Source organism: Acuticoccus yangtzensis (genome assembly GCF_001927245.1).
Lineage (GTDB): Bacteria > Pseudomonadota > Alphaproteobacteria > Rhizobiales > Amorphaceae > Acuticoccus > Acuticoccus yangtzensis.
Map to the genome: position 1 here is coordinate 223,294 of NZ_MJUX01000002.1, position 13,944 is coordinate 237,237.

Below are 13,944 nucleotides of genomic sequence, written 5' to 3' on the forward strand. Positions count from 1 at the left end.
GCCGCCCGGCCACGCCGTTAGTCCATGTAGCCCAGCAGCTTCATCTGGTTCAGCAGCGCCTCGCGCTCCTCGTCGGACGGCTGGTCGTCGGCCGAGCCGGCATCGCCGCCCGGCGCATGCGTCGCCGCGCCCGTCTCGGCCTCCACGCCATCGGACAGCGCCTCGGTCGGCACGCGGCCTTCCAGATTACGCGGCACCGGCAGGCCGAGCAGCGTCAGCATCAGCGGCGTGATGTCGAGGAGGTTCAGCGCATCGACCTCCTGACCTTTCTTGAAATCCGGCCCGTAGCCCACGAAAATGCCGGCCGGGCGGTGCGTGCCCTCCGCCAGCGCCCGCTGCACGACGATCTCCTCGGCGTTGAGGATCGACACGAAGCCGCCGTCCCGCAGGGTCAGCGTGATGTCCGGGCACGGCTCCACGAAGGGCACGCCGCGCAGCTTGTTGCACTCGGCCTTCACGAACACCTGAGTGCCGGTCTTCGGATCCTTCCACGCCAGCAGCTCGTCCCGCAGCTTCAGCACGGTTTCGAGGTAGTTGTCCGGCGTCACGCCGATCCCGTTGCCGACGTCGGGCTTCAGGAAGATGCCGTTGGACGACGGCGTCGGCGCGAAGGCCGCGGTCTTGCGCCAGTCCACCATGTTGAGGTGGTCACGCAGCTTGTCCGGGGTCAGCTTGTTGCCGGTGTCGGCCTCGGCACTGTCGGACCACTTCAGGTAACCGCGGCGCGCCAGCCACTCGTTGACGTACACCACCTCGGTCGTCGGCCCGAAGCCGTGGTCCGACGTGATGATGATGTTGGTCTCCGGCCCCGCCGCCTCGACCATGCGCTGGATGTTCTTGTCCATGCGCTCGTAGAAGTCGATGCAGGCGGCGGTGATCTTGTCGGTGTCCTCGCCCGGCTCGCCTGCGTAGCACTCGGGGTCCATGTAGCGCCAGAAGAGGTGCTGAATCTTGTCCGGCCCGTCGAGCACCACGAAGGTGAGCTCGGTCGGATCCTCGTTCATCATGTTGCAGGTGACGGTGGTCCACGCCGCATCACGCGCATTCTGCAGGTTGATCCAGCCGTCGCGCTCGTCGTCGGTGACGCCGGAGACGACCTTCTTCTCCTCCGAGTGGTCCATGGCGAGATGGCGCCAGTCATACTCGTTGGAGGCCTTCAGCTTGTCGAACAGGCCCTCGCTCATCGCCCCGCGCAGGTGCTTCCACGGCACGAAGCCCGCGGCGGTGTGGCCGACAACGTCCTTCGGCGGCGGATAGAGGCCGAACACGTTGAAGGCGGACGCGCGCATGCCCTGGCGCGAGACCATGGCGAACACCGACTCGGCATGGTTGTCCCGCCGGTCGTTGACGTTCATGTAGACCGAACCGTCGTCCAGGAAGGCCGGACGCAGGAAGTCGTAGATGCCGTGGCTTTCGGGCGAGACGCCGGTGATCATCGAGGTCCAGGCCGGCGGCGTCAGCGGATTGCGCGTCGACATCAGGTTGGCGACCGTGCCGTTCTCCATCAGCGACTTCAGGAACGGAAGGTGCCCCCCCTCCGCCAGCGGACGCAGCAGCGTGAACGTCGCCCCGTCGAGACCGATCATCAGTACGCGCTTCGTCACCGTTCACCCCACTCGTCAAATGCGCAACGCAAAGCTCAGCTTAACGGCATAATAAATACCGGAAGCGCGGTTCGATTAGCAGTCGCAGCAACCTGCGGCAACAGCGACCCTGGAACAATTAAGCGTGTTGCCCCGCGGGTCAAAGCTCAAAATGCTGCACCGCACAATCGCCGCGAACCGCCGTCCCGACCCTCGCGATAACTTTCTGTCCTAGCAAATCCCGGTCCAGATGAGACGCGATCGGGCCACGGCCATAAGGACCACCATCATGCCGGACGTGACGGGCGTGTGAGAGCAGCGTGATTTCAAGGCCCCGCGTCCCGCGGCGGCGCGTCCCATGCTGTATGATTATGCCAGTTATCTTGTAACGCTGCGGCAAAGGGGGCGTTCCGCTCGACCGGTCCGGCTCAGAGAAGGACCCGCGGCTCAGCCCGACCGGTGCCTCCGGGCACGATGCTAAAGGTCTGTCCATCCACAGCTTCTCGCGCGTCGAGCCCCTCCCACGCGCTGGTGATGTAGAGCGTCGCGAAGTCCGTCCCGCCGAACGCCGGGCACGTGGACTGGTGCGCGGGGACGGCCACCGCACGGTCGAACGTGCCGTCCGGGAAATAGCGCGCGACGCGGCCGGAGCCCCATTGCGCGCTCCAGAGGCCTCCCTCGGCGTCCGTCACCGCGCCGTCGGGGAAGCGCTTCTCTTCCGTCAGGTCCAGGAACACCGTGGGCGTCCCCGCCGGCCAGCCCGCCTCGTCCAGCGGCACGGTGCGGATCATCTGCGTCGGCGTGTCGGCGAAGAAGGCGCGGCTGCCGTCCGGCGCGAAGCAGATGGAGTTCGGGATGGTGATGGTGTCGAAGAGCAGCCGCACCTCGCCCTTGTAGAAGCGCCAGATGCCGCCGTGGCCGGGCTCGGCGGCCTTACCCATGGTGCCGATCCAGAAGCCGCCCGCAGGATCCGCCCGCCCGTCGTTGGAGCGGTTGGCCGGGTGGTCGGCCTCCAGCGGCGCCACCATCTCGCGCGCTCCGGTGATGATGTCGAAGGTGAAGAAGCCGGTCTCGGAGGCGAGAAGCAGCGTATCGCGGTCGATCCAACCCGCCGCGGAGGTGAGTTCACCCATCGGCCATTCCAGCGGCCCATCGGCACCGCGCGACAGCAGGCGGCGGCCCAGAATGTCGAACCAGAAGAGCTGCCCGCGTTCGGGATGCCACAGCGCCCCCTCCCCCAGCTCACAGGCGCGGTCGTCGAACAGCTCAGCGGTCATCTCTTCTCTCCCTCGTCGGCGGGCAGCGGCCGGGCGCGCGCCGGCGGCTCAGTCATCATGATGCGCACCAACGGCTCCGGCCCGCGCACGGCAGGCCGATCATCTACGCCGCGCGCGGGAAGGCTAGGGGGGCGACCAAAACAATGCAGGCCCCGGAGGAGAAGGCCGCAGCGCGAGCGGAACCGCGAGAGCGGGCTGGAACCGCGAGAGCGGGCCGCGCCGGCCTCAGTCGTCCTGCGCGGCGGGGTCGACGAAGGCCGGACCCGTCACCCGTTGCCCCAGCGTGAAGGCGTCGGCGACCAGGACCATCGGACTGAGGTCGACGTCGGACCGGCCGTCCGCGATCAGCGCGGCGAAGCGGGCATAAAGAGCCGGATATTCCCCCTCGATGCCGGGTGTGGTCCACGCCGTACCCGTCGTGCGCGCACCGTCGATGCTCAGCACCGCGCCCCCCTGGTCGAGCACGAGTGTCCCGTCGTCGGTGTGGATGGTCTGGCGCCACACGGGCTCGCCTTCGTGCAGGAAGTCGAGCGCGGCGGCAACGGTGAGGCCCGCCCCTTCCATCGCCACCGTGGCCGCGATCGGTGTCTCACAATTCTCCGGGACGGTCAGCGCCGCAGCCGTCACGTGGACCGGGACGGGCAGGATCTCGGTGAGGATGGAGAAGGCGTTGATGGCGGGGTCGAACACGCCGAGGCCGCCCGCCTGCCAGATCCACCGCTGACCCGGATGCCAGACGCGCACGTCCTCCTTCCACTCGATGCACACGCTGCGCACCGTGCGCTCCGCCAGCCACGCCTTCGCCGCCGGCACGGAGGCAGCGTGCCGCGAATGCCACGTCGCCTGAAGCACCACGCCCGACTGCGCCGCCAGCGCCTCGAGCGCGTGAACCTCCGACAGGCTGGCGCCGGGTGGCTTCTCGAGCATCACGTGGCGCCCGGCGCCAAGCGCCGCGCGGGCGCCCGCATAGCGCACCTGGGGCGGATTGCAGAAGCTCACCGCCGTCACGTCCGGTCGCGCCGAAAGCAGCGCGTCGACGGTGGCGAAATTCTCCACCCCCTCCACCCCGCCGGACCCGCTGACGGTGGCCGCCAGGGTGAAGGCGGGGCTCGCCGCGATCGACGGGACGTGCTGGTCCCGCGCGATCTTGCCGACGCCGACGATGGCGATCTTGATGGGATCAGTGGCTGTCACGGGGCACCTCGTTGCCGCGGCATCCCTTCAGAAAGTCGAAGTCGGCGCCGGTGTCCGCTCCCTCGACATGCGCCACGTAAAGCTGGGAATAGCCGCCGTTCGCGGTACCCGGCGCCACGGGCGCGTGCCAGGCCGCCAGCCGCGCCGCGATCTCCTCGTCGGTGAGGTCGATGTGCAGGCGCCGGGCGGCGACGTCGAGCTCGATCATGTCACCGTCGCGCACGATGGCGAGGGGCCCTCCCGCCGCGGCCTCGGGCGAGGTGTGCAGCACCACGGTGCCGTAGGCGGTGCCGGACATGCGCGCGTCCGAAATGCGCACCATGTCGGTGATGCCCTTCTTCAGCACCTTCGGCGGCAAGCCCATGTTGCCCACCTCCGCCATGCCGGGATAGCCGCGCGGCCCGCAATTCTTCATGACCATGATGCAGGTCTCGTCGATGTCGAGCGCGTCGTCGTCGATCTTGGCCTTGTAGTCGTCGATGTCTTCGAACACGACGGCACGGCCGCGATGCTTCATCAGCGCCGGTGTCGCGGCGGAGGGCTTCAGCACCGCCCCCAGAGGCGCGAGGTTGCCCTTCAGCACCGCGATGCCGCCGGAGGCCGTCAGCGCGCGGTCGGCCGGAAGGATCACGTCCTCGTTCCAGTTCACCGCGTCCTTCACCTCGTCCCACACAGGACCGCCGGAGACCGTCAGCGCATCCTTGTGGAGCATTCCCGCCTCGCCGAGGCGCTTCAGCACCACCGGCAGCCCGCCGGCATAGAAGAACTCTTCCATCAGATACTTGCCGGACGGCATCAGGTTGACGATCGTCGGCACGTCGCGCCCCAGCCGGTCCCAGTCGGCAAGGCTGAGGTCCACCTTGGTGCGCCCGGCGAGCGCCAGGAGATGCACCACAGCGTTGGTGGACCCGCCGATGGCGCCGTTGACGCGGATCGCGTTCTCGAACGCCTCGCGCGTCAGGATGTCGGACGGCTTCAGGTCGTCCTTCACCATCTCCACGATGCGCCGGCCGGAAAGCTGCGCCATCACCTTGCGCCGCGCGTCGACGCCGGGGATGGCGGCGTTGCCGGACAGCGCCATGCCCAGCGCCTCGGCCATCGAGGCCATGGTGGAGGCGGTGCCCATGGTGTTGCACGTTCCGGACGAACGGCTCATCGCCTGCTCGGCGTCGAGGAAGTCCTGCGGGGTGATCTTGCCGGCCTTGATGTCCTCGCTCATCTGCCACAGCGCCGTGCCGGAGCCGACGCGCTCGCCCCGGAACCAGCCGTTGAGCATCGGCCCGCCGGTGACGACGATCGACGGAATGTCGGTCGACGCCGCGCCCATCATCAAGGACGGCGTGGTCTTGTCGCAGCCCACGAGGAGCACCGCGCCGTCGATCGGCTGGGCGCGCATGGTCTCTTCCACGGCGAGCGCGGCGAGGTTGCGGTACATCATCGCCGTGGGGCGGTAGGTGTTTTCCGACGCCGAGAAGACCGGCACCTCCAGCGGGAAGCCGCCCGCCTCCCACACGCCCGCCTTCACCTTCTGCGCCAGCTCGCGCAGGTGGCCGTTGCAGGGCGTCAGCTCCGACCAGGTGTTGAGGATGCCGATCACCGGCCGCCCGTCGAACAGGTCGTGCGGGTAGCCCTGATTCTTCAGCCAGCCGCGGTGGTAGATGTTGTCCCGGCTCGTCCCGCCATACCATTCCTGCGAACGGAGCCGTCGCGGCCACTCGGCCTTCTTGAACATGCGCGTTTCCTTGAGTGCCGTGCCCCGCCCTTTGAGGGGTCAGCCCTTCTGTTTGTTGAGAACGTCGAAGATCACGGCCGCCAGGAGAACGAGCCCCTTGATGACCTGCTGGTAGTCGATGCCGATCCCCAGGATCGACATGCCGTTGTTCATGACCCCCATGATGAAGGCGCCCACGACGGCGCCGACGATGGTGCCGACGCCGCCCGCCATCGATGCGCCGCCGATGAACACCGCCGCGATCACGTCCAGCTCGAACGCGGCGCCCGCCTTGGGGGTCGCCGTGTTGAGCCGCGCCGCGAAGACGAGGCCCGCCAGCGCCGCCAGCATGCCCATGTTGGCGAAGGTGAGGAAGACGAGGCGCTTGGAGTTGATGCCCGACAGCGTCGCCGCCTTCTCGTTGCCGCCGACCGCGTAGATCCGCCGCCCGAAGGTCGTCCGGCTGGTCACGAAGGAGTAGACGGCGATGAGGAGCGCCATGACGATGAAGACGTTGGGAAGACCCCGGAAGTCCGCCATCAGCCACGACATGTAGACGAGCGCGCCCGAAATCAGCGCCACCCGCATGATGAAGAAGGCGAAGGGCTCGTCCACCGCCCCGGTGCGCGCCTGGGCCATCCGCCCGCGCACCGCCATCACGGCGATGAGGGCGGCCACCGCGGTCCCCGCCACGAGGGAGAAGAGGTTGATCTTGGTGGCGCCGAGCATGTCGAGCGTGCCGTCGGACAGGACATCCGGCACGAAGCCCGAGGCGATCAGCCGGAACTCCGGCGGGAAGGGGCCGACCGACTGTCCCGCCAGGAGCCACAAGGTCAGCCCCTTGAAGACCAGCATGCCGGCGAGCGTGACGATGAAGGACGGGATCTTGAAGTAGGCCACCCAGAAGCCTTGCGCGGCGCCGATGAGCGCGCCCACCGCCAGGCACACGACCGCCACCACCGGCCACGGCAGCCCCGCCTCGACGATCATCACCGCCGCCAGCGCGCCGACGAAGCCGAGCACCGACCCCACCGACAGGTCGATGTGGCCGGATACGATGACGAGCAGCATGCCCACCGCCATGATGACGATGTACGAGTTCTGCAGGATGATGTTGGTCAGGTTGACCGGGCGCAGCATGATCCCGTCCGTCGCCACCTGAAAGAAGGCGACGATGACGACGAGCGCGATGAGGATGCCGTATTCGCGCACATGGCGCTTCAGGAAGGCGCCCATGGAGCCGCCCGGCTTCGCGCCGAGGCTCGCGGGGGCGGTGGTCTCGGTCATACGCGCTCTCCGGAACGGATGATGGTGGCCATGATCTTCTCCTGGCTCGCCTCCGCGGTCGGCATCTCGCCGACGAAGCGCCCTTCGTTCATCACGTAGAGACGGTCGGTGATGCCGAGGAGCTCAGGCAACTCGGAGGAGATGACGATGACCGCCTTGCCGGCCGCGGCAAGGCTTTGAATGACGGTGTAGATCTCGAACTTCGCGCCGACGTCGATGCCGCGCGTGGGCTCGTCGAGGATGAGGATGTCCGGGTCGGCGAACAGCCACTTCGACAGCACCACCTTCTGCTGGTTGCCGCCCGACAGGTTCACCGTCCGCTGCTCGATCGACGAGGATTTGATGGAGAGCCGCCCGCGATAGGTCTCCGCCACCTCCCCCTCGCGGTGGGTGTCGACGATTCCGCGATCGGCGATCGCCTCAAGGTCGGCGAGAGGAACGTTGCGGCGGATGGTGTCGTCCAGCACCAGGCCGAAGGTCTTGCGGTCCTCCGTGGCGTAGGCGAGGCCGGCGTTGATTGCGGCGCGCACGGTGGAGAGGTCCGCCGGGGCACCGTTGATGGCGACGGTGCCGGAGATGTCGCGCCCGTAGGAGCGGCCGAACAGGCTCATGGCAAGCTCAGTCCGCCCCGCCCCCATCAGCCCGGCGATCCCCAGCACCTCGCCATGGCGCACGTGGAAGGACACGTGGTCCACAACGCGCCGCTCGGAATGGAGCGGGTGGTGAACGGTCCAATTGCGGACCTCCATCGCCACCTCGCCGGGCACCCGATCGCCCTTCGGCGGATAGCGGTCCTCCAGCGACCGGCCGACCATGTTGCGGATGATGTCGTCCTCGTCGACACCGCCGCCCGGCTCGGCCCGGCGGCAGTCCATCCGCGCCACCGCCGCGCCGTCGCGCAGCACGGTGATGGTGTCGGCCACCTTGGAAATCTCGTTCAGCTTGTGGGAGATGAGGATCGAGGTGATCCCCTTCGCCTTGAAGTCGAGCAGCAGGCCGAGGAGCTTTTCGGAGTCCGTCTCGTTGAGCGACGAGGTCGGTTCGTCGAGGATCAGAAGCCGCACGTTCTTCGACAGCGCCTTGGCGATCTCGACCAGTTGCTGCTTGCCGAGGCCCAGATCGTCCACCAGCGTCTCTGCGTTCTCCTTCAGGCCGACGCGGGCCATCAGCTCGGCCGCGCGGTCGTGCGTCTCGCGCCAGTCGATGATGCCGCGGCGCGCCCTCTCGTTGCCGAGGAAGATGTTCTCCGCCACAGACAGAAGCGGGATCAGCGCCAGCTCCTGGTGGATGATGATGATGCCGACGTCTTCCGTATCGCGGATCTTGCGGAAATGGCGGACCTCACCGTCATAGACGATGTCGCCGGTGTAGCTGCCCGCGGGGTAGACGCCGGACAGCACCTTCATCAGCGTCGATTTACCGGCGCCGTTCTCGCCGACGAGGGCATGAATCTCGCCCTCCGCAACCGACAGGGTGACGTCGTTCAGCGCCTTCACACCCGGAAATTCCTTGGTGATCCCGCGCATCTCCAGAATGACGGACATCAGTCCCTCCAAAAGCGCCCGCCGGCGGCGCAATGGCACCCGGCGGGCGAAGGGGCCGGCTCCGCGCATGGGCGTGCCGGCAGGGAGGTTCGATTATTCGATCTGGCTCTTCTCGTAGTAGCCGCTGTCCACGAGCCGCTCTTCCCAGTTGGCCGCGGTCACCGGCAGCGGCTCCAGCAGGTAGGAAGGAACCACCTTCACGCCGTTGTCGTAGGTCTCGGTGTCGTTGATCTCGGGTTCGGAGCCTTCCAGCAGCGCATCGACCATACCGACGGTGACGCGGGCGAGCTCGCGCGTATCCTTGAAGATGGTCGAATATTGGTCGCCGCGCAGGATCGCCTTGACGGACGGCACCTCGGCATCCTGGCCGGTGATGATCGGCATCGGCATGTCGCCCGAACCGTAGCCGACGCCGGTCAACGAGGAGATGATGCCGATGGAGAGGCCGTCATAAGGCGACAGGACGCCATGGACCTTCGCGTCGGTATAGTTGGCGCTGAGGAGGTTATCCATGCGCGCCTGGGCGACCGAACCGTCCCAGCGCAAGGTGCCGACCGTGTCCATGCCCATCTGGCCGGAGGGGATGGCGATGTCGCCGCTGTCGATCATCGGCTGCAACACGCTCATCGCGCCGTTGTAGAAGAAGTAGGCGTTGTTGTCGTCGGGCGAGCCGCCGAACAGCTCGACGTTCCAGGGCTTCACGTCCGGGAAACGCTCCTTCAGCCCCTCCACCAGCGTGTTGGCCTGCTGCACGCCCACCTTGAAGTTGTCGAAGGTCGCATAATAGTCGACGTCGCCGGAATCGCGGATCAGCCGGTCATAGGCCACGACCTTGATGTCCGCCGCCGCCGCGTTGGCGAGCGCGGAGGTCAGCGTCGTCCCGTCGATCGCCGCGATGACGAGGACGTTGACGCCCTTGGTGATCATGTTCTCGATCTGGGCGAGCTGGTTCGGAATGTCGTCTTCGGCATATTGCAGGTCGGTCTCGTAGCCCGCCTCCTGGAACTGCTTGACCATGTTGTTGCCGTCGTCGATCCAGCGGGCCGACGACTTGGTGGGCATGGCGATGCCGACGAGACCCTTGTCCTGCGCCATGGCACCGGCAAAGGGAAGGGCCGCCAATGTGAGGGCGAGCGCCGTCGCGCCCAGAGCGCGCCTGGTGAAGTTCATGTCGTTCCTCCCTGGCCGGCGCCGTGTCTCGCCGCTCGGCTCATCATTCTTGTCCCCGCAGTGCGCGGCACGCCGACCCTGCGCCCTTGCGCTATATCAATCAAATGCGAAATCTGAGCGCAGATATGGCTTTTCCGGTATAACCCTCATGCCTGATCGATCGGCTTTCGCGCTCTCGTCCTCCTCACGCGCGCAGGGGCAGCGCGATGAACTGATCCGCCGTGGCCTGCGCCTGCCGCAACTCCGCCTCCTGGTGGCGCTGTGCGACACGGGACAGGTCTCCGGCGCGGCGGCGCAGATGGCGATGACACAGCCCGCCGCCTCCCGCCTCCTCGCCGAACTGGAACGCACCGTCGAGGCGCGGCTTTATGATCGGCATCCGCGCGGCATCAGCCTCACCCCTGCCGGGGAGGCGCTGGCCGCCCGCGCGCGCGACGTTCTCTACCGGCTCGACCAGGCGCACGAGGAGATTGCAGCCCTCACCAGCGGCGTGCGCGGTCCGGTGCGCATCGGCTCGGTGACAGGCCCCGCGGTGGAGATCGTTCTGCCGGTGGTCCGCCAGCTGAGGGCCGACTATCCCGAGATCCAGCTCTCCATCGAGGTCGGCACCAGCGACAAGCTGGCCGATTCCGCACTCGCCGGGAACCTCGACTTCTACATCGGCAGGGTACCGGACGGTGTGGACCCGCGCCCGTTCACGCTGGAGGAGATCGCGCCCGAGCCGGTCGCCCTGGTGCTGCGTTACGGCCACCCTCTTCTGGCGCGGGACGACGTCACCATCGCCGACTGCCTGGCGTTCGACTGGGTGATGCAGCCCGAAGGGTCGGTGCTGCGGCGCACGATGGAAGATTATCTGATGAAGAGCGGCTTTCGTCCGCCGCAGCATGTGGTGGCGACGGCGTCCATGCTGATGACCCTCGCCATCGTCTGCGAGACCGACGCGATTGCGCCCATGGCCCAGTCGGCGGCCAATTTTTATGCATCGGAGCAGGCGTTCGGCGGGCGCATCCGCCGGCTCGGCGTGGCCGAGGACATGGTGGTGGCGCCCTTCTCCCTCGTCGGCCTGCGGGACAGGGAGCACTCCCCGGCAATCCTGCGCGTGCTGGACCTGATCCGCGGCAAATTTCGGCGCGCCTGACTCCGGCGCGCACCAAGCGGCGGGAGCGTGACGGGCGTCACTGCCGAAATCCTCGACCAGCCCGATCTTCTGGATGTCGGCGGGACACACCGCCTCAGCCCAGAAGGAAACGCCAACATGAAGTCCATCGTCGCCATTTTCACGGCTGCCGCCATCGCCACCACAGCAATCGCCGCCACCGGGACGGCCCAGGCCGCGCCGCTCACCGCCCCCTCCGTTGTCCAAATGCAAGACAGCGCGCCGGCCGTGGAGACCGTCGGCTACCGCCATCGCCGCCGTGTGGCCGCCGGCACCGCCGCGGGCATCGCCATCGGCCTCTCGGCGATCGCCATCGGCAGCGCGCTCGCCACCCCTCGCCCGCGCCGCTGCTACATCGAGCGGGTGGAGGTGTGGAGCCCGCGCCGCCAGGCCTTCATCATCCGCGACCGCGAGGTGTGCCGCTAAGGCCGCCGAGAGCCGCCCCCGCCGGGGCGGCTCGTCACGTCTCCCGGCAGCCCACGGCCGCGCACCCTGTCGGCAGGCTGACAGGGTGCCACGGGTTGACGTTTTCCCTCCATTCCGGTTCGTCACCCGCGGACCGGAGAGCATCATGGACAACCCACCCGCAGCCGGCCGCGCGACCCCCGCCGGGGCATGGTGCGCAGCCGCCGCGATCCTTCTCTACGTCGCCCTTCTCATGGGCGTGCGGCTCGGCCTGTCGCCGTTCCTGGAGATCGACGAGGCGCAATTTGTCGGCGCCGTGGACCTGAGGCTGGTCTACGCCAACTCCCATCCGCCGCTCTATAACTGGCTGGTCCGCGGCGCGCTGGAGCTGTCCGGCGGCCACTGGGCCATCGCCGTCACCGCGGTGAAGGGCGTGCTCCTCGCCGCCACCTACCTCCTCGTCTTCGACGCGGCGCGGCGCCTCGGCGGCCTCACCACCGGCCTTCTCGCCGTCGCGCTGATGGCGTTCATGCCGCAGATCTCGTGGATGTCGGCGCATACCCTCGCCCACTCCGTCCTCGTCATGGCGGCGGCGGCGGGCGTGGTGAACGGCGTCGTGCGGCTCGCCACCGGGCCACGCTGGAGCGCGTTCGTCATCATCGGTCTCGCGACGGCGGTGGGCGCGCTCGCCAAGGCCAACATCTTCATCCTCGTCATCCCCATGGCGCTCGCCATGCTCACCGACCGCTTCTGGACGCAGCGCCTCGCCTCCCTGTGGGCGATGGCGGTGCCGCTGATCGTCGGCGTCCTCGCCGGACCGGCCGTATGGGCGATGAGCCAGGCGCTGCAAAGCTCCACCGAGCGCATCGAGAAGCTCTACCGCGTCGGCCCCTTCGCCCCGTTCGACGTTCCCGTGCTCGGGCTGGACGGCCTCATCTCCCTCGCGGTCGCCTTCATCGCCTCCGCCGGCATCGTCGCCGCGCTCACGCTCTGCTACGGCCGCCGCACCCCGGCGCTGGACGAGGCGGCCGGGGCCGTGCGCCGGCTCCTGTGGCGCACCCTCGCCCTTGCCCTCGGCCTCAGCGCCGCCGCCATCTTCGCCACCGACATCTCGTCCGTCCACGAGCGCTATCTGACGCCGGTGCTGATGCCGCTGCCGGTGGTCGCCGCGCTGCATCTGGCGCCGTGGCGGCCGTGGCGGATCATCGGCGTCGCGGCGGCGATCTTTCTCGCCGTCCCCATCGGCATGAGCGCGATGAAGGCGTTCGACAACCACCGCTTCGCCCGGCCCTACGACGTGCTTGCGGCGGTGATCCTGCCGCATGTTCCGGGAGACCGGGTGTCCATCGCCGCGGGGCGCGAGTCGCTGGCCGCCAACATGGCGATCGCCTTCCAGCGCGCCGGGCGTCAGGCCTGGGTCGAGAAGGACCGCCACGCCCCGATGACCCCTCATGGCCTCGACCTCGAGCCCGGCGAGGGCGACCCCGTGCCGCCGCGCCCCGGCTTCTGCGCCCTGGAGTCCCTCACCGTCACCGCGCCGATGCAGAACCAGATGGGCCGGCCGATGACCGTCCGCGCCACGGTGTCCGAACGCTGCTAGAGCCCGCGCGGATGAGATCGGCGCGTCGTCAATCCGGCGAAGGGGCATCGCGGGACATCGGCGCCGCCTTATGACGCGACGAGCGCCCGCAGCCGTGCAGACAGCGTGTCGCGCACCGCCGAAAGTCCCTTGTAGGCCAGTTGGGCGGGGTCCAGCCGGTCGATCTGATCGGCGAGGCTCCAGGCGAGGTGCCGCCCGTCCGGATGCCGCGCGAAGGCTTCCACCGGGTCCACCATCACCTTGATCGTGAAGAGGAGGTCGCCGGTCCGAAGGCGCCGCAGCGTCTGCCGCTCGACCCGCACCAGCGTGTCGGCAACCCGCTCGGCAGGCGGGCGCACGTGCTTGTCGGCCGGGATCGCCAGCCCGCCGCCGAACTGCACCGACCAGTTCAGCCGCCAGACTGGCTGATCCACCACGAGATTGTCGAAGATCCGGGCGACACGTCGCGCCATCGGCCCCTCCCAGCCGGGCACGGAGCGATGGATCGCGTCCATCGGCTGGCCGAACTTTTCAGGCAGAAGCCACGCCGAGGGAAAGGCGACCACCCCCGCCGCGAGGTGCCACGCGTCCGCGCCGCGCCGCATGATGACGAGATCGTCCGGCACCATCATCGCCGCGGCGGCAAGGGGGGAGGCCGCGAGGGGTGTCCCATCCGCCAGCGCCGCCGGAGGCGCCACCGGGAAGAGCGGCACGCCCTGGCGGGTCAGATCACCGCCGATCAGGCCGTGCACCTCCGCGGCCGCCTCGTCCGTTCCCGGCATGATGCACACCGCGGCGGGATCGGTCGCCAGGATCGCGGCCTTCTCGGTAAGGTCCGCCTCGCGCCGCGGGTCCAGTTCCAGCCAGTCCTCCAGGGCGATGGGGGACATGGCGATCGAGAAGGGCCGCTTGCCGTCGGCCCACGGCGTGTGCCGCAACGGCGCGCCTCGTTCTTCCATGTCGGCTGGGTGGCTCGTCAGGTCGGATGCGTTGGCCATCGTCGCCCACAATCGGATCGGTGGAAGGGGGTCGAAAGGG

The 13,944-nt window shown here is 68.3% G+C and carries 11 protein-coding genes; 3 read left to right on the forward strand and 8 right to left on the reverse strand.

Translation table 11 applies throughout. The features are described 5' to 3' along the window. Positions 1 to 17: 17 nt before the first annotated feature. The 7 genes from BIX52_RS07225 to chvE form a co-directional block, all read right to left on the reverse strand. Complete coding sequence (locus BIX52_RS07225; RefSeq protein ID WP_139312729.1) at positions 18 to 1,604, reverse strand: alkaline phosphatase family protein; 1,587 nt, start codon at positions 1,602 to 1,604, stop codon at positions 18 to 20. A gap of 407 nt (positions 1,605 to 2,011) precedes the next feature. Next, complete coding sequence (locus BIX52_RS07230) at positions 2,012 to 2,860, reverse strand: SMP-30/gluconolactonase/LRE family protein (protein WP_075220374.1); 849 nt, start codon at positions 2,858 to 2,860, stop codon at positions 2,012 to 2,014. Positions 2,861 to 3,085: 225 nt separating this feature from the next. After that, complete coding sequence (locus BIX52_RS07235) at positions 3,086 to 4,054, reverse strand: Gfo/Idh/MocA family protein (RefSeq protein WP_211098157.1); 969 nt, start codon at positions 4,052 to 4,054, stop codon at positions 3,086 to 3,088. Next, the gene (araD, locus tag BIX52_RS07240) at positions 4,041 to 5,786 is read right to left on the reverse strand and encodes an L-arabinonate dehydratase (protein ID WP_075220375.1); all 1,746 of its coding nucleotides are present in this window, start codon (positions 5,784 to 5,786) and stop codon (positions 4,041 to 4,043) included. Before araD ends, BIX52_RS07235 begins: the two co-directional genes overlap by 14 nt. 39 nt (positions 5,787 to 5,825) lie before the next feature. Next, complete coding sequence (mmsB, locus tag BIX52_RS07245; protein WP_075220376.1) at positions 5,826 to 7,052, reverse strand: multiple monosaccharide ABC transporter permease; 1,227 nt, start codon at positions 7,050 to 7,052, stop codon at positions 5,826 to 5,828. After that, on the reverse strand, positions 7,049 to 8,596 hold the full coding sequence (gene mmsA, locus BIX52_RS07250) for a multiple monosaccharide ABC transporter ATP-binding protein (RefSeq protein WP_075220377.1): 1,548 nt from the start codon (positions 8,594 to 8,596) through the stop codon (positions 7,049 to 7,051). The genes mmsB and mmsA overlap by 4 nt, the downstream gene beginning before the upstream one ends. Before the next feature lie 93 nt (positions 8,597 to 8,689). Then, positions 8,690 to 9,766, reverse strand: a complete 1,077-nt coding sequence (gene chvE / locus BIX52_RS07255; RefSeq protein WP_075220378.1) for a multiple monosaccharide ABC transporter substrate-binding protein — start codon at positions 9,764 to 9,766, stop codon at positions 8,690 to 8,692. A gap of 148 nt (positions 9,767 to 9,914) precedes the next feature. Here chvE and BIX52_RS07260 point away from each other — a divergent pair, with 148 nt between their 5' ends. The 3 genes from BIX52_RS07260 to BIX52_RS07270 all read left to right on the forward strand — a co-directional run bounded on the left by BIX52_RS07260 (position 9,915) and on the right by BIX52_RS07270 (position 12,927). Beyond that, on the forward strand, positions 9,915 to 10,904 hold the full coding sequence (locus BIX52_RS07260; RefSeq protein ID WP_075220379.1) for a LysR family transcriptional regulator: 990 nt from the start codon (positions 9,915 to 9,917) through the stop codon (positions 10,902 to 10,904). Positions 10,905 to 10,931: 27 nt separating this feature from the next. Then, complete coding sequence (locus tag BIX52_RS07265) at positions 10,932 to 11,348, forward strand: hypothetical protein (protein ID WP_139312730.1); 417 nt, start codon at positions 10,932 to 10,934, stop codon at positions 11,346 to 11,348. Between the two features lie 145 nt (positions 11,349 to 11,493). Beyond that, positions 11,494 to 12,927, forward strand: coding sequence for a glycosyltransferase family 39 protein (locus BIX52_RS07270; protein WP_075220381.1), 1,434 nt, complete (start codon positions 11,494 to 11,496; stop codon positions 12,925 to 12,927). Positions 12,928 to 12,995: 68 nt separating this feature from the next. Here BIX52_RS07270 and BIX52_RS07275 read toward each other — a convergent pair whose 3' ends face one another. Beyond that, positions 12,996 to 13,904 carry a heme-dependent oxidative N-demethylase family protein gene (locus BIX52_RS07275; protein ID WP_083660097.1) on the reverse strand — a complete coding sequence of 303 codons (909 nt, stop codon included), beginning with the start codon at positions 13,902 to 13,904 and terminating at the stop codon, positions 12,996 to 12,998. Between the last annotated feature and the right edge of the window lie 40 nt (positions 13,905 to 13,944).